At 42.5% G+C, this 20,784-nt stretch carries 10 protein-coding genes; 5 read left to right on the forward strand and 5 right to left on the reverse strand.

Annotated features, from left to right (window positions below; translation table 11 throughout):
• Window positions 1-65 precede the first annotated feature (65 nt).
• The 3 genes from HOP08_08665 (at window position 66) to HOP08_08675 (ending at window position 3,982) form a co-directional block, all read left to right on the forward strand.
• Entirely contained in the window at window positions 66-680 is a 615-nt protein-coding gene (locus tag HOP08_08665) for a threonylcarbamoyl-AMP synthase (GenBank protein NOT74988.1), read from the forward strand.
• Window positions 681-683: 3 nt separating this feature from the next.
• Window positions 684-1,313: a hypothetical protein gene (locus HOP08_08670; GenBank protein ID NOT74989.1), complete on the forward strand. Its 630-nt coding sequence runs from the start codon at window positions 684-686 to the stop codon at window positions 1,311-1,313.
• A 119-nt stretch (window positions 1,314-1,432) separates the two neighbouring features.
• A complete protein-coding gene (locus HOP08_08675; protein NOT74990.1) occupies window positions 1,433-3,982 on the forward strand; it encodes an ATP-dependent Clp protease ATP-binding subunit in 2,550 nt (849 codons plus the stop codon).
• Between the two features lie 74 nt (window positions 3,983-4,056).
• Here HOP08_08675 and HOP08_08680 read toward each other — a convergent pair whose 3' ends face one another.
• From HOP08_08680 to HOP08_08700, 5 genes are all read right to left on the reverse strand, one after another.
• Window positions 4,057-6,120 (reverse strand): VWA domain-containing protein, encoded by a 2,064-nt coding sequence (locus tag HOP08_08680; protein NOT74991.1) that lies wholly within the window; start codon window positions 6,118-6,120, stop codon window positions 4,057-4,059.
• A gap of 33 nt (window positions 6,121-6,153) precedes the next feature.
• Window positions 6,154-7,428 carry a replication-associated recombination protein A gene (locus HOP08_08685; GenBank protein ID NOT74992.1) on the reverse strand — a complete coding sequence of 425 codons (1,275 nt, stop codon included), beginning with the start codon at window positions 7,426-7,428 and terminating at the stop codon, window positions 6,154-6,156.
• Entirely contained in the window at window positions 7,428-8,522 is a 1,095-nt protein-coding gene (locus HOP08_08690; GenBank protein ID NOT74993.1) for a DUF3667 domain-containing protein, read from the reverse strand. Before HOP08_08690 ends, HOP08_08685 begins: the two co-directional genes overlap by 1 nt.
• A 1-nt stretch (window position 8,523) precedes the next feature.
• Entirely contained in the window at window positions 8,524-9,549 is a 1,026-nt protein-coding gene (locus HOP08_08695) for a threonine aldolase (GenBank protein NOT74994.1), read from the reverse strand.
• Window positions 9,550-9,697: 148 nt separating this feature from the next.
• Window positions 9,698-10,267, reverse strand: coding sequence for an energy transducer TonB (locus HOP08_08700; protein ID NOT74995.1), 570 nt, complete (start codon window positions 10,265-10,267; stop codon window positions 9,698-9,700).
• Window positions 10,268-10,623: 356 nt separating this feature from the next.
• Between HOP08_08700 and HOP08_08705 the strand changes: the two genes are divergently transcribed.
• On the forward strand, window positions 10,624-19,587 hold the full coding sequence (locus HOP08_08705) for a gliding motility-associated C-terminal domain-containing protein (protein ID NOT74996.1): 8,964 nt from the start codon (window positions 10,624-10,626) through the stop codon (window positions 19,585-19,587).
• Window positions 19,588-19,863: 276 nt separating this feature from the next.
• Complete coding sequence (locus tag HOP08_08710) at window positions 19,864-20,784, forward strand: type IX secretion system membrane protein PorP/SprF (GenBank protein ID NOT74997.1); 921 nt, start codon at window positions 19,864-19,866, stop codon at window positions 20,782-20,784.

A 20,784-nucleotide genomic window follows, 5' to 3' on the forward strand; every position in this document is an offset into this window, starting at 1 on the left:
CAAGAAGTTGAGAACGAAACGAAGTAACCCGGACGGGAATTCCGAACTCCCTATCTTTGTGATTCATGCAAGCTGAATTAATCAAAATACATCCCGACAATCCAGAGCCACGCAAGATCAAGCACGCGGTGGAAATTCTTCAAAATGATGGCATCATTGTTTACCCTACGGATACCATTTACGGGATTGGTTGTGATCTTTTCAATAGAAGAGCGGTTGAGCGACTTTGTAAGATTCAAAATGTAAAGCCTCAAAAGCTAAACCTCTCTTTTATTTGTTCTGACTTGAGTCACATTTCAGAATTCGTGACGCGCATCGAAACACCCGAATTCAAAATTCTTAAAAGAACTTTGCCAGGACCTTTCACATTTATCTTCGAATCAAGCAGTCTCGTTCCAAAAATTCTTGGTGTTAATAAAAAGACTGTGGGGATACGTGTTCCAAAACATAACATTCCGTTGGAGATCGTTAAGTTATTGGGCAACCCACTTATTACTTCATCCATAAAAGATGATGATCAGATAAAAGAGTACACTACTGATCCCGAAGAAATCTTTGATGACTTTAAAAACCTGGTAGATCTTGTCATTGATGGAGGGCCTGGCGGAAACGTTCCATCAACTGTAATTGATTTTACTTCCGGAGAACCTGTCGTAACAAGAGGGAGCTATGAATTATAAGTTATGAGTTCGGTACTGATTGAACTTCACCTTCTTCCTTCAATAGAATACTTCTGCACCATTGAATCGGTCGATGAAATCATCGTCGAAAAGAATGAAAACTTTATCAAGCAAAGCTTCCGAAATCGTTGCTACATTCTCACATCACAAGGACCGGATCGATTGACAATTCCATTAATAGCGGATCATAAAAAAGTTATGATCACAGACGTGAAAATAGATTACACTTCCCGATGGCAAGCAAGGCTTTGGAAGACGTTGGAATCTGCTTACGCCAAGTCACCTTTCTTCGAGCATTACGCCGATGATCTGAAAAGGGAATTGTTTTTTGAGCACACCTATTTATATGATCTGAATACCCGACTCCTGTCAATGTGTCTGCAATGGTTGCGGTGGAATAAGATAATCTCAGAAAGTATGTCGTACGAAAAATATACATCTGAGGGGGTCATCGATATGAGAAACGTCATTTCAGCCAAAAAGGACTTTTCGCAGAGGGAAATCTACCTTCCTCAATCCTACCAGCAGGTTTTTGGCAGTAACTTTGCTTCCAACCTAAGCCTTATCGACCTGGTGTTCTGTGAGGGTCCCGGAGCTGCGGCCCTTGTAAAAGCTTCTCACAAGAAAAATTGAACAAATAAAAGTGAACTTGTGTTTTGTCTTTAATCGGTAAACGATTGCAGGCTAACACCCAGTTGGATTTGAGTCATCATCAACTTACATTTATAATTCACTAAAAAGAGGAGACACGCATGGAAGCAAAATTCTCTAATCGCGTTAAAGAAGTGATCTCCCTAAGCCGGGAAGAAGCCCTTCGTTTAGGGCATGATTACATTGGTACTGAACACCTCGTACTGGGCATGATTCGCGAAGGCGAAGGAGTTGCAGTAGGTGTATTGAAAAAGCTCGGTGTTCCCATCGACGAACTGAGAGGAGAAATTGAAAAGATCTCCAAAGGAACTGCTACACACCAGGTAAAGAATCTCTCGAATATTCCGTTGACCCGCGCTTCAGAAAAGGTACTAAAGATCACGTACCTCGAGGCAAAGGTATTTAAGGCGCAGCTGATTGGCACTGAGCATTTGTTGCTCTCCATCCTGCGTGATCCAGATAATCTCGCAACACAAATTTTAAACAAGTTTGACGTGGCTTACGACGTTGTAAAAGAAATGCTCGAATATCAACATGATCAGCCGATGGCTTCTCAAGACACCGATGATCCGGATGATGATTCTTCCAAAATGTTTGGAAACGCGGGGGGAGCTGGTGCCGGTGGTACTGGAAAAGAAAAGAAAGGAATTGAAAAATCACGCACTCCTGTGCTTGACAATTTCGGTCGTGATCTTACCAAACTCGCTGAAGACAATAAACTCGATCCGATAGTTGGACGCGAAAAAGAAATTGAACGCGTTGCTCAGATCCTGTCCCGCAGAAAAAAGAACAATCCTATCCTTATCGGTGAACCCGGTGTAGGTAAGACTGCCATTGCAGAAGGACTTGCCTTGCGCATCATTCAGAAAAAAGTTTCCCGTGTACTTTTCGGCAAGCGGGTAGTGACTCTTGATCTTGCTTCACTTGTAGCGGGTACCAAATACCGTGGCCAGTTTGAAGAAAGAATGAAAGCCGTTATGAATGAACTGGAGAAATCCCAGGATGTAATTCTATTCATTGATGAGCTTCACACCATCGTTGGTGCCGGTGGCGCTTCCGGTTCGCTGGATGCTTCCAACATGTTCAAACCTGCGTTAGCGCGCGGTGAGATACAATGCATTGGAGCAACAACACTGGATGAGTATCGCCAGTACATTGAGAAGGATGGTGCATTGGCCCGTCGCTTCCAAATGGTAATGGTAGATTCTACTACGGTTGAGGAGACTATTCAGATCCTGGATAACATCAAAGAGAAATACGAAGATCATCATCATGTTAACTATACCAAGGAAGCAATTGATGCCTGCGTAAAGCTTTCTGATCGTTACATCAGTGATCGTTTCCTTCCGGATAAGGCAATTGATGTTTTGGATGAAGCCGGTGCACGCGTTCACATGAACAACATTCACGTGCCTGAGGACATCGTTAAATATGAAGACGCCATTGAAGATGTTAAGAAAGAAAAGAATCGCGTTGTAAAAAGTCAGAAGTACGAAGAAGCTGCTCAGCTCCGTGATAAGGAGAAGAAGCTTATTGAACAGCTTGATCTTGCGAAAGCACGTTGGGAAGAAAAAACCCGCACTGAAAAATATACTGTTACAGAAGATAACGTCGCTGATGTTATTGGAATGATGACAGGCATTCCTACCAATCGCATTGCCCAGAAAGAAAGCAACAAGCTTTTAGGCATGGCCGGTGAGTTGGGTGGGAAAGTTATTGGACAGGATGAAGCGATCAAGAAGCTTACAAAAGCTATTCAGCGTACGCGCGTAGGATTGAAGGATCCTAAGAAGCCAATCGGATCATTTGTATTCCTTGGACCTACTGGCGTCGGAAAGACTGAGTTGGCAAAGGTGTTGGCGATGTATCTTTTTGACAAAGAGGATGCTTTGGTTCGCATTGACATGAGTGAGTATATGGAGAAATTCTCTGTATCTCGTTTGGTCGGAGCTCCTCCAGGATATGTTGGATATGAAGAAGGCGGTCAACTTACCGAAAAAGTAAGACGCAAGCCGTATAGTGTTGTGTTGCTGGATGAAATTGAAAAAGCTCACCCGGATGTATTCAACATCTTGTTGCAGGTATTGGATGACGGAATCTTAACTGATGGCTTAGGTCGTCGTGTTGACTTCAGAAATACAATCATCATCCTTACCTCAAACATCGGGGTTCGCGATTTGAAAGATTTTGGAGCCGGTATCGGTTTTGCCTCAAAGGCAAAGCAGGCAAATGAAGAGGAAATCATGAAGAGCACAATTCAAAGTGCTTTGAAGAAAGCCTTCTCTCCTGAGTTCCTCAATCGTCTGGATGACGTGATCATCTTCAATTCATTGCAACGTGAGAACATTCACAAGATCATTGATCTTACACTTGGAAAGTTATTTGCGCGCATTCTTGCACTGGGATATCATGTTGAACTGACAGAGAAGGCAAAAGACTTCCTGGCAGAAAAAGGATACGATCATCAATTCGGAGCGCGTCCTTTAAACAGGGCCATTCAGAAATATCTGGAAGATCCGGTTGCAGAAGAGATCCTGAAAGGTGAAATCGAGGAAGGCGGAACGATCATGGCCGACCACGATGGCAAGAGCGAAGTACTCACGATCAAAGTGAAGAAAGCAAAGGCTTCACCAAAGGAGAAGGATAAATAATCTGTTGGTGACAAACACCACTAATAACAAAGGGCGGAGTAATATCCGCCCTTTTTTTATGACTCGCCTTTTACTTAATATGAACCCATAAACTTTCTTACAAACCACTCCGTTGAAATCAGCAAGAGCAATATGAAGAAGACGGCTTTCAAATTGATCAAGGGATTAAATGTCTCTTCTGAGTGAATAATGCTTTTTAATTCTTTCGCAGAAAGATCAGTTGCCAGGTTATTAATATCCTGAAGCTTATAAAACTTCCCATCCGTATTAACAGCCAGCTGACGAAGCAATCCAAAATCTGCTGTCAAGTTCTGTTCTTCCTGATTTTGTTCTGTCATTAAAAACTCTCCACGAACTTCTTCCTTCTTACCTTTTACTTCTGTTGTGGCCTTATAGCGATAAATTCCTTCTTTAAGATTGCCAATCCGATAGCGGCTGTTTCCTGCACCCGTGACATAACGATAATTGGTTATTTTATTCTGTTCATCCCTCAATTCAATGTCAATGGTATTTCCGTAGACCGGCTCAAAAAGATCGTTGTAAACCTGACTCTCCAGCACTGCCGGACCATCACTGGTAAATTCATGCTGCAACGGAAAGCTTCTGAATTTTCTTCGGTCATCACGTGTACTGAGATACTGAAATAGTTTTGAGAACAATTCATCGAATGAAGAAGTCTTTTCAGTTTCCTGAAATTCATTGAGTCTCCATTTCCAGATCCCTTCTCCAACGACAACTCCAATTTTTTGCTGGTCATCTTCCATGGTCATCAAAAGAGGACGATCTGTAACCACACTTCCGATCCGTTGATGAAGAATTATTTTGGTGTTAACAGGGAAAGAAAATTTGCCGAAAGGAACCTGCACCGGAGGATATCGGCTAATGTTTGAGTTGATGTCGTCTGAAAATCCAAGATCACGGAAACTGGAATTAACGACGGTCTGCACCTCATCACGTTGTCCGGAACCCTCAAAACCAAGAGGTATCCCTAATGTTGGAAGTGCACGCAACGAAGTTTTTTGTCCAATAATAATGAGTGCTGAGGTCTTTGCTTTCAGAAAAGAGGATAAAATCGCCGTGGTCTTACCTTCCGCATCTGGAGATTGATGCGCGATGATCAGATCAACTTTTCCCGGTTGCAGCAAAGAACGATCTGCTTCTTCAACACCAGGAATGTGAACATAAAATTCATAGTTGGGATTTTTCTCCAGAACATTTCGGATTGCCTTGATGTCAGGATGAGGCGAGCGAGCCAGCAAAAGGATTTTCTTCTTACCCTCCACTACTTCAACAAAAGCGCTGGCTCTGTTATTCTTGAGATTGCTTTCATTTTTAACATTTTCGACGCGGACTTCCAGTCGTTGAATGCCCTGAGTTCCAGCATCCAACTGAAAGTCAAAATCAAGAAGTGATTTGGCTCCCGAGTTTTTTGTCTGCTTTTGAAGAACCTTACCCTGCTGAAGTACCGTAACTGTAACATCCTGATCCGGTATTCCATTGATACTTAGCTCTGCACGCAATGGAAACTTATTCCCCTGATATACGATCCGGTTGTAATTAACATTTCTTAAAACAACATCTGCACGCTGTGTGGTATCACCGAGTCCGACAGTATAAACCGGAATACGCAAAGGCTGATATAGTGGTGAAACCCCATTATTATAGATACCGTCTGAAACCAATACAATTCCTTCCAGGTTTTTCCCTTCATAACGATTTACCGTTTCGCGCAAAGCATGCGCAAGGTCTGATGAAGAACCATTGAAGTAAATGCTATCTGAAACTGATGTAAGATTGCTCCATGACACCTGACGATCGTTCTTTTTCAATTCATTGGCAACAGAGTTTAATCCAGTCATGATCTGAGCGGAGTCTGCAATTTCATGTACAGATCTTGAATTGTCGACCAGAAACACAATTGAAGGTTTCTCAAAAATATTTTCTGTTTGCTTGAGAATTGGTCCCAGAAGTAATAGAAGTAATCCGGTAGCGAGAACGGTACGCAGACTAAAAAGGATACGATTGATTGTTTTACTCCAATTGTACTTTACTGAGTATAACAGATACGCGTATCCCACTCCCAATGCCAGGCAAAGAAGAAAATAGAACGGAGAATATTCGAAAAGAAGACGTTGCATGTAGTATGCTTATTCTATGTTAGAGTTCGGGGTTTAATAGCCGTATTTTTCTTTCCACAATCTCTTCAGATAATTTCTTAACTCTTCTTCTCTGGGATTGTTGCCAGGTTCGTAGAATTTTTCTCCAGAAATCTGATCCGGAAGAAATTCCATATTCACAAAGTTATCCTTAAAACTGTGTGCATACTGATAATCTTTCCCATAGCCCATATCTTTCATCAGCTTGGTGGGGGCATTTCTAACATTCAACGGCACCGGAAGATCCCCCGTTTGGTTCACTTTGCTCATTGCACTTCCGATGGCAACGGTGCTTGAATTACTTTTAGCTGAACAAGCGAGGTACGTTGTGCACTGGCTCAGAATAAGATTGGCTTCAGGATACCCAATCATACTCACTGCCTGAAATGCACTGGTAGCAAGCACTAATGCTGTTGGGTTTGCATTGCCGATATCTTCTGAAGCTAAAATCACAAGTCTTCGTGCAATAAACTTCACATCTTCCCCACCTGTGATCATGCGTGCGAGGTAATAAACAGCTGCATTAGGATCGCTTCCGCGAATAGATTTAATAAAGGCCGAAATGATATCATAATGCTGCTCGCCACTCTTATCATAAATAGCAACATGCTTTTGTGCCACTTCCATTACCAACTGATCAGTAACTTCAATATCACCGGGAACAGATTCAACAATCAATTCAAGAAGATTTAGGATTTTTCTTGCGTCTCCTCCCGAAATATTTAATAAAGCAGCATGTTCTTTAACATCAACATTTCTCTTTTTCAATTCAGTATCGCGACTGAGTGCCTGGTCGATCAATTGAAGAAGTTCTTTTTCACCCAGAGGCTTCAAAACATATACCTGGCTTCGTGAAAGCAAGGCCGAGTTAACCTCGAATGAAGGATTTTCTGTCGTTGCCCCTATTAGGGTAATTGTTCCCTTCTCTACTGCACCCAGCAAAGCATCTTGTTGTGATTTATTGAATCGATGAATTTCATCAATGAACAATATGGGTCGATTCGTATGTTTTGCTTTTTCAATTACCTCGCGAACATCTTTTACACCAGCGCTCACTGCACTTAAAATATGAAAAGGTCTTTTGACTTCATTGGCAATGATGTTTGCTATTGTTGTTTTACCAACACCTGGCGGACCCCATAAAATCATGGATGGAATATTTCCCGTGAGGATAGCTTTGCGGATAATGCCAGTCGGTCCTACCAAATGCTCCTGACCTACCAGATCCTCAAGTCTGGAAGGCCTCATGCGTTCTGCCAATGGTGGTGAAGAAGAGTTTAGTAAAGCCATTACATCATCATTAATACGTATATCCCTGCCACAACCAACCCGATGCACGCACAGATAAAGAACATGAACTGAAAAAGAAAGAATTTAGCAATAGTCTTCTTCCACGTTTGCCCGTACATTCTCTTCATTGCAAACAACAGATAGAAGAATATCCAGAAACCTACCGCGACCGAAACATAGTTTAGGGCCGGAACCAGATTGATCACCATCTGGAGAGATCCCGCCAGGTAAGCGAAATTGTAGTAGTAAATAGAGAATACAAGATGTTCACTATAGAAATAATCTCTTCTTACGTAGAGCAATTTTAACACAAGAGCAAAAACGGGAAGAAGGAAAAACAGAACCTTAGAAAAATTATCCATGAAAATTTTTCCATACTCTTTCCCAAACTCATCAGAACTTTCAAAGCGCTCATTTAATTGAATAGTCTTTAAAATCAGTCGCTTCTTAAACCATCCATCACGCTCGTCTTCCGGCAACTTTGCCTGAGCCGAGTCATACTCACCAACTCTTGTATACTTCTCACCTGTTATACTAAACTTCTCTTTCTTGCCTTTTCTAAACTTCTTAGTCTTCTTAATAGAGTCAATTTTACTAGTATCTCCTTTAGGAATCTGAGCAAGAATTGAATCAAGCTTCGCTGGGTCCCAATATTTTTTTGCCTGTTCGTCTGCAATTTCCTTTTTTATAGTTTTTTGCATTTCCTCTTTTTCATCATCGGGTGCATCCGGAAGAGAGAAAAAAGCGAGAAAAAATACAAAACTGATAAAGGCATACATCCTTGCCGGATGGTAGTAGCTTTCACGGTGTCCTTTATTGTATTCAATCGCAAGGAAACCCGGCTTAAGCAATAAAAATTTTGTGGTTCGAAAAAATTTCCCCTCATAACTCCAAAAAGAGGAAATAAAGTTTTCCCACAGTTCACTTAATGTTTGGCGACGTGGGATATCTTTCTGCCCACAGTGATGACAGAATTTATCATGTAGTTGTGTACCGCAATTAAGACAAAACTCATTGTGAGTCTTTTTGGAAGAAGCCTCCTCAGCTTCCACCATGCCTTCAGCCCCCGGTAATGATTTCTCCAAATCGTCCATGCTAGATTGAAATTTTATTAAAGACAGAGACCGCCTTCTCCAGCATCATATCCGAAAAATCAAGATGAGTAACCAACCGTACCTGTGACGGACCAAAGGCGAGAGCCTTCATGTCATGGTCACCAATCTTTGCAAGAAACTGTTGAGGGGTGATTCGTGAATCCAGTTCAAAGATTACAATATTAGTATCCACCGGCATGACCGAACGAACATATGATTTAGCCTTGAGGACATTACCCAGCTCTTTTGCCCGGGTATGATCTTCCTTCAATCTTGAAACGTGATGATCCAGGGCATAAATTCCCGCTGCTGCCAGAAATCCCGCCTGACGCATACCTCCACCAAATGCCTTACGCACCTTCCTTATTTTAAATTCCAGATCCTTTTTACATACCAACACAGACCCCACCGGTGCTCCCAAACCTTTTGACAAGCAGATCGATATGGTTTCGAAGTACTTACCGATTTCATTGATCGATTCTCCTGTTTCAACGAAAGCATTAAACAATCTCGCTCCATCAAGATGCATCTTCAGACCTTTCGACCTGGAAAATTCACTGACTTGCTTTATCTGATTAAGTGTGTAGAAACTCCCAGCCTCTCTGACGATTGTGTTTTCAAGTGCTACAACTGAAGTGATTGCAGCATGAGTATCTGCACTATTGTTAATATTTCCTGCAACATCCTCAACAGATAAACGGCCCCGATCACCTGGAAGCAATCTTACACTGACATTGCTATTGCCGGCCAGTCCACCGCCCTCATATTTATAGATATGAGCGCCCTGGTAACAAATTACCTCATCAAAGGGTTGAGTGTTCACTTTGATCCCAATCTGATTGGTCATAGTGCCCGATGGACAATACACCGCGGCATCCATACCCAGAAGTTCAGCACACTTCTTTTCCAGTTTATTGATGGTTGGATCCTCTCCGAAAACATCATCCCCCACCTCTGCCTGCCACATGGCTTCCAGCATTCCAGGAGTAGGTTTTGTAACAGTGTCACTTCGTAAATCAATCGTCATGGTGAATCATTCAAACCCTGAAAATACGAAAATCATCCACTGGAAATCCTTATGTTTTATGATCGGAAAGGGGGATACGGTGGGGTTTAGTCATAAAAAAAAGCGACCCGATGTGGGCCGCTCTTCTGTAGTGGTTATTTTTTGGGTCTTAATAAAGAACGAATGAAACCGGAAGGCTATAATAGGTATCAACTGGTTTTCCCTTTTGGGATCCTGCTACCCATTTTGGCATGTTGGATACAACTCTGATAGCTTCCATTCTAAGGCTCTGATCTACATCACCTTCATCAGTTACTACCACGTTGCGAACTACGCCATCCTTTGCTACCACGAAATCAACGAACACTGTTCCTTCCAATTCCTGCTCTTTTGCAGTTTCAGGATACATGAGGTTGTCGCGTAAGTACTTGTTCATTGCATCTTCACCACCAACATACATCGGATCAACCTCTGCTTTGTTGTAAACTACTACACCATTTTCATCGGTATAAGTAGGTGATGTTTTAAGTTTTTCTTCCCATCTGGCACGGCGCGCTGCTGCACGATCAGCCTTGTCTTTTTCAATCTTGGCGCGACGTTCTTCAACAGTCAACTTTGGAGTTGCGCTTACTGAAGTTTCGGTTGCCATTGTTTCTTCTGTGTTTTCCTTTTTAGGTCCACAAGCTTGTACAAGGACAAATGCGGCTACCAGGAGGAAAAGATTCAATATCTGTTTCATAGTTATAGGTTTAGTATACATATGATAAGAATTATGCCACCGGAAGAATGGGCTAAAAGGAGGGGTATTTTTTATCCCCCAATTGGATAAAGGCTTATTGGGGAAACTTTTCCACGATGAAATACCAGGATCCCGATTATCAAATTCTTAATCAGGGATTTACAAAATCGGTCCATTTTGGCTAAAAAAGCACTTTCCCAACTCCCCCTAAGTAGAAACCCCTACGATCCCGGCCACTCCTGATTTTAGCATTCCAGTCTTTTCCTGATTCATGGGAGGCGCCAACCGGCCACTTTTGTTGCCTCATGTCGCCGGATCAAATCACCCCCAGCACCTGAGACTTAAAACATCAGCTTATGAAGAAACTTCGACTAACCACCGTAACCCTTCTGATCATGTTATCTGGTCTTTTCCAGACATTACATGCATCACCATTTTTACTTCCCAAGATTGGGCTTGCTACCAGCGCTGCAGCACCAGCTCTCCAGGCGGACGGAAGCTATAACATCACTTACACCTTAACGGTGAAAAATTATGGTGATGAAAAACTAACCAATGTTCAGGTAACTGATGCATTGGGTCTTGTTTTTATAATTCCTACAACCTACTCGATGGTTGGAAATGTTGTTGCTACGGGAACGCTCATTGGTAATCCTGCCTTCAACGGCGGATTGAATTCCAATCTTCTTGCAGCAGGAAGCTTTCTGAACGTTGGTGTTCAGCAGACGATCATCTTCACAATCAATGTAGTTCCGAATTTGATTTTCGGACCATTTGCAAGCTTGCCTGTTGCCAGTGCAAACGGAACAATTCTTCCGGTGCTGGATACTTCGGTAAACGGAAACAATCCTGATCCAAATGGTGATGGAACTCCTCTTGAAACATCTGCTACGATTGTTAACCTTAGCCCTCTGCCAGTTATTGGTGTTGCCAAAAGTGCAGCAGCTCCACAAAAACAAGCGAACGGATCATATAGCATTCCATTTACAATCACGATCAAGAATCTTGGAAACGAGATCCTTAATAATGTTCAGGTTTCAGATAATCTTAGCTCAGTATTTATTTTTCCATCAACCTACACAGTAGGTTCTGTTGTTTCTACCGGTTCATTGGTAGCCAACGGTTCTTATAATGGTAATACAAATTCAAATCTACTGGCTGCCGGAAGCACACTTGGTTTAGGTGCTACTCAGACCATAACATTCAATGTAAACGTGGTAACGAACGGACTCTTCGGCCCTTTCTTAAACACTGCTACTGCTTCTGCAAACGGAAGCATTCTTCCCACACTTGATCTTTCAGTTGACGGAAACAATCCTGATCCAAATGGTGATGGTATTCCATTGGAACTTTTGCCTACATCTATTTCATTAATTCCAACTCCGATCATCGGTATTGCGAAAAGCGCGACTGCTCCACTGTTACAACCTGATGGAACAAACAATGTGACATTCACCATGACGGTCAAGAATCTTGGTAATGAGCCATTGACTAATGTTCAGGTGACTGACAATCTTATCACTGCTTTCATAGGACCCTCTGCTTACTCAATCGTAGGCGGTGTTATCACCAGCGGAACACTTACAGCAAATGCAGGCTTCAACGGAAATATTGCTACTAACCTTTTGAATTCTTCTACCAGCACCCTGGCGATTGGAGCAACCCAAACTATCGTATTCACCGTAAATGTTGACCCACACGGTTCCTTTGGACCATTTGCCAACATTGCCACAGCATCTGCCAATGGAAGTCTTCTTCCCACCATTGACATTTCTGTTGATGGGAATAATCCTGATCCTAACGGAGATGGCATTCCTCTTGAAACTTCACCGACGATCGTTTCATTGCTACCCATTCCAATCATTGGTGTTGCAAAAAGTGCTTCAGTGCCTGTACTGCAACCAAATGGTTCTTACAACATTCCATTCACCATCGTTATTGAAAATCTTGGTAATGAAGTATTGAATAACGTACAGGTAACGGATAATCTCCTTTCAACATTCGCATCTCCATCCATATTCAGCATTGTTGGTCATGTGCTTACCAGCGGATCCCTTGTTTCAAACGGAGCATATGATGGAAATCTTTTCACCAACTTACTTCAGCCTGGCAGCACTCTTGCAGTTGGAGCATCACAGACGATCACATTTACAGTGAATGTAGTTCCAAACGGTTTGTTTGGATTGATTGTTAACACCGCGATTGCATCTGCTACTGGTTCATTGCTGCCTACTTTAGATATATCAGTTGATGGAAATGATCCTGATCCAAACGGAGACGGCCTTCCGTTGGAGTTGCTTCCTACTATCGTAACATTGGTACCCGTGCCAATCATTGGTATTGCAAAAAGCGCTTCTTCACCTCAGCTTCAGCCAAATGGTTCTTACAATGTAACTTTCACGCTTACACTTGAGAATCTTGGAAACGAAGTTCTGAGTAATGTACAGGCGACTGATGTATTGACCTCAGCTTTCATCGGACCCTCCACTTATTCTTTAGTCGGAAATATTATTGCCAGCGGATCACTGATTGCCAATTCAAGCTTTAATGGTTTTGGAATTACAAACTTATTAGCTGCTGGAAGCACCCTTGCGGTAGGAGCCACTCAAACTGTAGTTTTCACGGTTAACGTTGAACCTCATACGGCTTTTGGGCCATTCCTGAATACAGCTATTGCAAGTGCAACCGGAAGCCTGCTTCCAACAACTGACATTTCCTATGATGGAAATGATCCTGATCCTAATGGTGACGGTCTTCCACTGGAAACATTGCCAACGATCATCAATCTTGTTCCAATGCCGATAATCGGTCTTGCAAAAAGTGCATCAGCTCCGTTAGCGCAGGTAGATGGTTCTTATAACGTCACGTATACATTCACCGTAAAGAATCTTGGAAACGAACCATTGCACAATGTTCAGGTGACTGATAACATGGCATCTGTATTTGTTGGGCCGAGCGTTTATACTATTGTTGGAAATGTTGCTGCCAGCGGAACATTAATTGCCAACGCGGGTTTTAACGGAAATCTTCTTTCTAACCTTCTTGCTCCAGGTAGCACTTTAAATGTTGGCGAAACACAAACGATCACCGTTACGGTAAATGCTGTCCCTCACGCAATCTTCGGACCTTTTGTAAACACTGCGATTGCAAGTGCTATGGGAAGTCTTTTGCCGACGATCGATCTTTCAATGGATGGAAACAACCCTGATCCAAATGGTGACGGAATTCCTTTAGAAACCTTACCAACGATTGTTGTTTTAATTCCCGTGCCGGTGATTGGTATTGCAAAGAGCGCTTCCACACCGCTTCTTCAACCTGACGGATCCTATAATGTTACCTACTCATTTGTTGTAGAGAATCTAGGTAATGAAACATTGAATAATGTTCAGGTTATTGATCCTTTGGTTACAACATTCCCTTCTCCAACAGTTTACAATCTTATAGGAAATGTTGTTTCAACAGGAACATTGATTGCAAACACATTATTCAACGGAAATGCTCTTCAAAACTTATTAGCATCAGGAAGCACGCTGAATGTTGGGGCTAGTGAAACCATCACTTTTACAGTGAACATCAAGCCGACCATATTCTTCGGACCTTTTATTAATAGTGCTGTTGCAACGGGCATGGGAAGCTTATTGCCAACCATCGATGTTTCAATGGATGGCAACAATCCTGATCCTAACGGCGACGGTATCCCATTGGAAGTTCTTCCTACCATCATCACATTAACTCCATCACCTATCATTGGTGTTGCAAAGAATGTGATCAGCGCAATTCTGCAGCCTGATGGCAGCTACAATGTTACTTATGGAATTATTCTTAAAAACTACGGAAACGTATCTCTTCATAACATCACGTTAATTGACAACTTAACTCAAGCTCTCGGTTTATCTGCAGGTTTTGGATTAACAGCAAGTGTTAGTACAACGGGTGGATTGACAGCTAACATCGGATTCAACGGAACTCTGGATCTTAATCTTCTTGATGGACTTAACAGTGTTCTTGGAATCGGTGAAACACAGACGATCAATTTCACAGTTAATGTAAGACCTGGTGGTCTCTTCGGTCCATATTGTAACACAGCTATCGTAACTGCAACAGGCCCTTTGGGTCTTGGTCTAACAGTGGATGTTTCAACCAGCGGAACAAATCCTGATCCTAATGGTAACGGAAATCCTTCTGAAATTTCAGAAAGCAATTGTACCTCTCTTAACCTGACTTCAAACCCGGTTATTGGAATCGCGAAATCTGCAAGCGTACCTGTTTTGCAATCAAACGGAAGTTATAATGTGGCATTCCTTTTCACAGTTAAGAATTTAGGAAACACTGCACTCACAAACGTGCAGGTTGTGGATGATCTGGTTGCCGCTCTTCCAGCACCTTCTACTTATACTATTTCAGTTGCTCCTTCTGCTTCAGGAACATTGGCCGTTAACTCAGGATTCAATGGCAACAGCAACAAGAATCTTCTTGCGGCTGGAAGTACTTTAGCTACGGGTGCAACAGCAACGATTTCATTTACGGCAAATGTTCTTCCTAACGGAAGCTTCGGACCGTTCTTTAACACGGCACTTGCTTCTGCTAAAGATGCTTTGACCACTGCTACCACAAATGATATTTCAACAGATGGTACACAACCTGATCTTAATGGAAACAATAATCCAGGAGATACAGACGAAAGTGTTCCAACTCCATTTACACTGACACCGAATGCATTGATTGGTATTGCAAAAGCTGCGAGTGCACCTGCGCTTCAGGCAAACGGAAGTTATAACATGATGTTCACCTTCACGATCCAGAATATGGGCAACGTGGCGCTGAATAATGTTCAGGTAACTGATAATCTTACAAGCGTTTTTCCTTCTCCTTCAGCGTTCAGCGTTATAGGTTCAGTGACTACTCCATTGTCGTTAATCGCAAATCCTGGATTTAACGGAAGTTCTGATATCAATCTTCTAAGCGCAGGAAGCACATTGGCCGCCGGCGCAACCGAACACATTACATTAAATATCAATGTAATGCCCAACGGAAGCTTTGGTCCATTCTTCAACACTGCTGTTGCCACTGCGACTGCATCTGGATTTGCAGTAACATCTACAGATGTTTCTACCGATGGTATTAATCCTGATCCTAACAACAATAACAATCCATCAGATGCTGGCGAAGATGTAGCTACCTCAATTTCACTTGCTCCTAATCCTACAATTGGAGTTGCTAAATCAGTTGTTTCTTCAACTCTTCAGTCTAACGGAAGTTATGTCGTAGCTCTTTCGATCACCGTAAAAAATCATGGAAATGTTACTCTTAACAATGTCCAGGTAACGGATGATCTTACTACAGCTTTCAGCTCACCGACTACATTTACAATCACTCAGTTGCCTAGCAGCACAGGCGGTTTGTCACCAAATCTTTCATATAACGGAAGAACTGATATCAATCTGCTTGCTGCTGGAAACTCTTTAGCTCCTGGTGAATCACAAACGATCACGTTCTCAACCAATGTTGTCGTGAACGGAAACTTTGGCCCTTATTATAACTCTGCGAAAGGATCTGCCACTGGCGCATCCGGTTCTGGCAACACTACTGATATCTCTGCAAGTGGAACAAATCCTGATCCTAACGGAAACGGAAATCCTTCTGAAGCAGGTGAAAACGATGCAACAATGATCAGCCTTACTCCTAATGCTGTCATGGGTGTCGCAAAATCAGCTGGAACTCCTGTGATCTTATCGAATGGTACTTATCAGGTGACTTATACCGTTACGGTTAAGAATCTTGGTAATGCACCTTTCACAAACTTCCAGGTAACTGACAATCTTAATAACACTTTCACAAGCCCTACAACTTATACAGTAAGCGGACCTGTAGTGGTATCCGGTTCAGCAACTCCTAATGCTGCATTCAATGGTTCAACCAACATCAATCTTCTTTCCGGAGTGAATACTCTGCCGATTGGTGTTACTGAAACCATTACGTTCCAGGTGATCATTGATCCACACGGAAGCTTTGGTCCTTTCAACAACAGCGCCGTAGGTACCGCTACCAGCCCTTCCGGAAATTATTCTGATGTGTCTGCTAACGGAACAAATCCTGATCCTAATGGAAACGGAAACCCTGGAGATGCAGGCGAAGACGATGCTACTTCTATCACATTGACTCCTCAACCAGTGTTAGGTGTTGCAAAGGCTGCAAGCACTCCAATTGTTCAGGCAAACGGCTCATATCACATTACTTACACTGTGTCTTTAAAGAACATGGGTAACGTAACGTTGAATAACATTCAGTTGACAGATGATTTGAATAACGCTTTCCCTTTACCAGCAACGTTCATCCTTATCGGAACAAATGTTTCAGGTCTACTGGTTGCGAATCCTTCTTATAATGGAGTAAGTGACATTAACCTGATCACTTCTGGTTCCATTGCAGTTGGCGCAACACAAACTGTAACATATACAGTCGAAGTTCAGGCGAACGGAAGCTTTGGTCCATTCCTTAATAGTGCGATTGGAAAAGGAACCAACGGTGCAGTAACGTACACAGACATTTCTAACAGCGGAACAAATCCTGATCCAAATGGAAACGGAAACCCTGGAGATGCCGGTGAAGATATAGCAACCTCAGTCACTTTCTCTCCTAACATGATTGCCGGAGTTGCAAAAGCTGCAAGCTTACCGATTGCGCAAGCTGATGGTACATACAAAATTGTGTACACACTTCAGGTTGAAAACCTTGGTAACTACGCTATCAACAATATCCAGGTAAAAGATTTCTTGAGTAATGCTTACCCTGCTCCTGTGACTTTCACAGTTGCTCCTGGCAGTGCTACAACGGGAACTTTGATCATTAACCCTTCTTATAACGGAAGTACAGATGTTAATCTTCTGGCTCCTGGAAGCAAGTTGGCGATCGGTGCAAACTTCTCAATTACTTATACTGTGCTGGTTAATCTGAATGGAACTTCAGGAATGTTCTACAATCGTGCGACGGTTACATCCATCAGCGATGACACCCTGACTACCTACACAGATATCTCAAGCAATGGAACTGATCCGGATCCAAATGGAAATGGAAATCCTTCTGATGCTGGTGAAAACGACCCAACTGGCGTAAACCTTACACCACACGCAGTATTGGGTGTTGCAAAAGCAGTAAGCGTTCCACTTCAGCAAACTGATGGAAGCTTCGATGTAACCTACTCAGTAACGGTTGAAAACCTTGGTAACATTATCCTGAATCAAGTACAGGTGACTGACAATCTTGCACAGGCTTTTCCTGCTCCTGCAACCTTTACAGTAGACCATGTTAATACGTTAAGTACACTTACTGTGAACCCTGCATTCAATGGAAAAACAGATAAGAACTTATTCGCAGCCGGAAACTCATTGAGTGTGGGTGCCTCTGCCGTTGTGAACTTTACAGTACACATTCAGGCAAATGGCAGCGCTGGAATTTTCTATAATTCAGCGACGGGTTCTGCTAATGCTAATAATGGAGCTTTGACTACTACAGATTTGTCTGTGATTGGAAATAATCCTGATCCAAATGGAAATGGAAATCCTGGAGATGTGGGTGAAGATTCTGCAACACCGGTAACATTGATCCTGACTCCGGTAGTAGGTATTGCAAAATCCGCTTCCGTACCATTGTTAAACATGAACGGTTCATACGATGTTACTTTTACAATTGTAGTTGAGAACTTAGGCAACACAGCACTCAGCAACATTGCAGTATACGATGACATTGCATTGGTATTACCTGTAGCAACTCCATTCACTTTGAAAAGCACAATTGCAACAACTGGTTCACTGGTGGCAAATCCTTCTTTCAATGGAAGCACGATTGTCAACTTGCTGGTTGGAACTTCTACGCTGGCAATCGGCGGAAAAGAAACAATCAAGTTTACTGTGAACATCCCAGGACCGATCAGTGCCGGACCATATTATAACACTGCGCTGGCTTTTGCGAGCAACTCTGACAATTCACTGACATACGGTGATATTTCAACACAAGGTTCAGATCCTGATCCAAATGGAAATGGAAATCCTAATGACACAAATGAAAGTCAGCCAACTCCATTCCTGTTGCAACTTGCACCGGTATTGGGTATTGCTAACAATGCTTCGACTCCAGTGCTGAAGGCAGATGGTTCTTATGACATCAACTTCACTATCACTGTACAGAACATGGGTAATGAAGATCTGACAAGTATTGATTTGTTGAATGATCTTGCTGATGCATTCCCCGCTCCTGCAGTAGTGACTATCACTTCCGCACCACAAATAATTGGTTCCCTTGTACTCAATCCTTCTTATAACGGGAAGACAAACACGGATATGATCAGTTCAGGAAAGCTGGAAGTTGGTGACACACAATGGATCTCCTTCTCCATTAACGTAAAAGCAAACAATTCATTCGGACTCTTCCTTAGCTCAGTGGATGGAATGGCTACCGGTATGACAACTTTGCAAACCACGATGGATATTTCTGATATGGGTATGGTGTGCGATGAAGACGGCGATGGAAATCCTTGTGGTGCAAATGAAAATGAGGCAACCCGTATTACATTAATTGCAAACGAGCTGATCGGAATCTCTAAAACAGTTTCTACTCCAATCGCACTGACCAGCTGTGATTTCGAGGTTACTTATACAATGAACATTGAGAATTTCGGAAATTCTACATTGACGATGCTTGATGTGACGGATTCACTTCGTAAAGTGTTCCCTTTACCAGCAACCTTCTCAGTGACGAATGTAATGAGTCCGACACTGCACGTTAATGCGAACTTCAATGGTATCACTGACAGTCATTTGTTAACCGGAACAGACAATTTTGTTCCTCAGCAAAAAGCTACGGTGTCATTCACTATCATACTTTCACCTAACGGAAATTATGGTTCATTCCTTAACCTTGCGAGAGCGACTGGTACTGGCCCTGGAAATAATAAGGTTACCGATGTGTCAACAGATGGAACATCTGCTGATCCTGACCTGAACCATGACCCAAGTGAAAATGTACCGACGTCATTGACACTGGCTCCAGCGAACTTGTTCTTCCCGGATGCTTTCTCTCCTAATGGCGACGGACAGCATGACAACTATGAAATAACACTAAGCTGTGGAGTATCAGCAAGCTTATTGATCTTCAATCGTTGGGGTGACAAGGTGTACAGCTCTGCGGACTACAAGAACGATTGGAATGGAACTTCCAGCCACGGTTCTTTCCTTGACAGACCTCTGCCTGAAGGCACTTACTACTACAACATTGAGCTTTCAAGCGGACAGAAATTCACAAGCTTCGTAGTCATCAAAAGATAAAGGTTCAGTCCTCCCAAACATAGATAGAAAGCCTCCTGAGAACTTCAGGGGGCTTTTCTTTTGAGGCTTAAATCGTCCAAAACAGCTCAAAATAGAGGTTCTCAACTCCCTCTCAGTGATTACCCCGATGAGACTGGTAACTCCTGATTTTAGCATTCCAGTCTTTTCCTGATTTATGGGAGGTACAGGAGTGGCACTTTTGTTACGCCATGTCACAGGTATTATTCCAGCCAGGACGTGAAAGAGGAGCTTTAAAATTTTTAAACGATAACCTTTATGAACCGGAAATTTTTACTGTCAATCATCTTTAGTGTAACCCTCCTGAATCTTTGTCAGGCGCAACAAGATCCGTTGTACTCACAGTACATGTTTAACATGCTCGGTGTTAATCCTGCTTATGCAGGGAACCGCGATGTGTTGAGCGTTACCGGATTATATCGTCTTCAATGGGTTGGCGTTCCAGGAGCACCTGTTACCCAAATGATCTCCATCGATTCACCTCTTCCAAATAAAAAAGTTGGTCTTGGCCTTCAGATCCTCAATGATGAGATCGGTATTAACAAAACTACTGGCGTGTACGGAAGCTACTCATACAAGCTTAAGTTTAATAAAGGAACATTGGCATTGGGCATACAAGGTGGATTCACCCGCTTTTATGCAAACTATCAGACACTCCAGCTTTCAGGAAGTCAGGTAGATAATGCTTTCAATCAAACATTAGATGATTTTCAACCTAACATTGGCGCCGGTGCATTTTACAGCACTGACAGGTTTTATGTAGGATTTTCTTCTCCACACATTCTTGGTCAGGGGACATTTTATAGTGAGAGTAACGTGAGTAAAGATCTGTCACGTCAGAACGCACACTGGTTCCTCGCTTCAGGTTATGTGTTTTCAGTTTCGCCAGCGGTTGATCTGAAACCTTCCGCTCTGATAAGAATGGTTCAGGGTTCACCAATCAATGTCGATGTAAACCTGAATGCCTGGTTTTACAGAACTATCGGATTAGGCGCATCTGTAAGAAGCAGCAGCATTATTTCCTCTATGCTTGAAATACAACTTAATAATCAGTTCCGCGTCGGTTATGCATATGACTGGACATTGAGTGAGCTCAGAAATTCAGGAAGTCATGAGATCATGCTCCGATACGAATTCGGATATGAAAAGAAAAGAATGATCTCACCCCGTTTCTTCTAA

It is taken from the genome of Cyclobacteriaceae bacterium, assembly GCA_013141055.1.
Lineage (GTDB): Bacteria > Bacteroidota > Bacteroidia > Cytophagales > Cyclobacteriaceae > ELB16-189.

Excerpts from the sequence above, each read along its gene's own strand:
- HOP08_08665 (NOT74988.1), top strand. The coding sequence starts at position 66 with ATGCAAGCTGAATTAATCAAAATACATCCCGACAATCCAGAGCCACGC.
- HOP08_08670 (NOT74989.1), top strand. The coding sequence starts at position 684 with ATGAGTTCGGTACTGATTGAACTTCACCTTCTTCCTTCAATAGAATAC.
- HOP08_08675 (NOT74990.1), top strand. The coding sequence starts at position 1,433 with ATGGAAGCAAAATTCTCTAATCGCGTTAAAGAAGTGATCTCCCTAAGC.
- HOP08_08680 (NOT74991.1), bottom strand. The coding sequence starts at position 6,120 with ATGCAACGTCTTCTTTTCGAATATTCTCCGTTCTATTTTCTTCTTTGC.
- HOP08_08685 (NOT74992.1), bottom strand. The coding sequence starts at position 7,428 with ATGGCTTTACTAAACTCTTCTTCACCACCATTGGCAGAACGCATGAGG.
- HOP08_08690 (NOT74993.1), bottom strand. The coding sequence starts at position 8,522 with ATGGACGATTTGGAGAAATCATTACCGGGGGCTGAAGGCATGGTGGAA.
- HOP08_08695 (NOT74994.1), bottom strand. The coding sequence starts at position 9,549 with ATGACGATTGATTTACGAAGTGACACTGTTACAAAACCTACTCCTGGA.
- HOP08_08700 (NOT74995.1), bottom strand. The coding sequence starts at position 10,267 with ATGAAACAGATATTGAATCTTTTCCTCCTGGTAGCCGCATTTGTCCTT.
- HOP08_08705 (NOT74996.1), top strand. The coding sequence starts at position 10,624 with ATGAAGAAACTTCGACTAACCACCGTAACCCTTCTGATCATGTTATCT.
- HOP08_08710 (NOT74997.1), top strand. The coding sequence starts at position 19,864 with ATGAACCGGAAATTTTTACTGTCAATCATCTTTAGTGTAACCCTCCTG.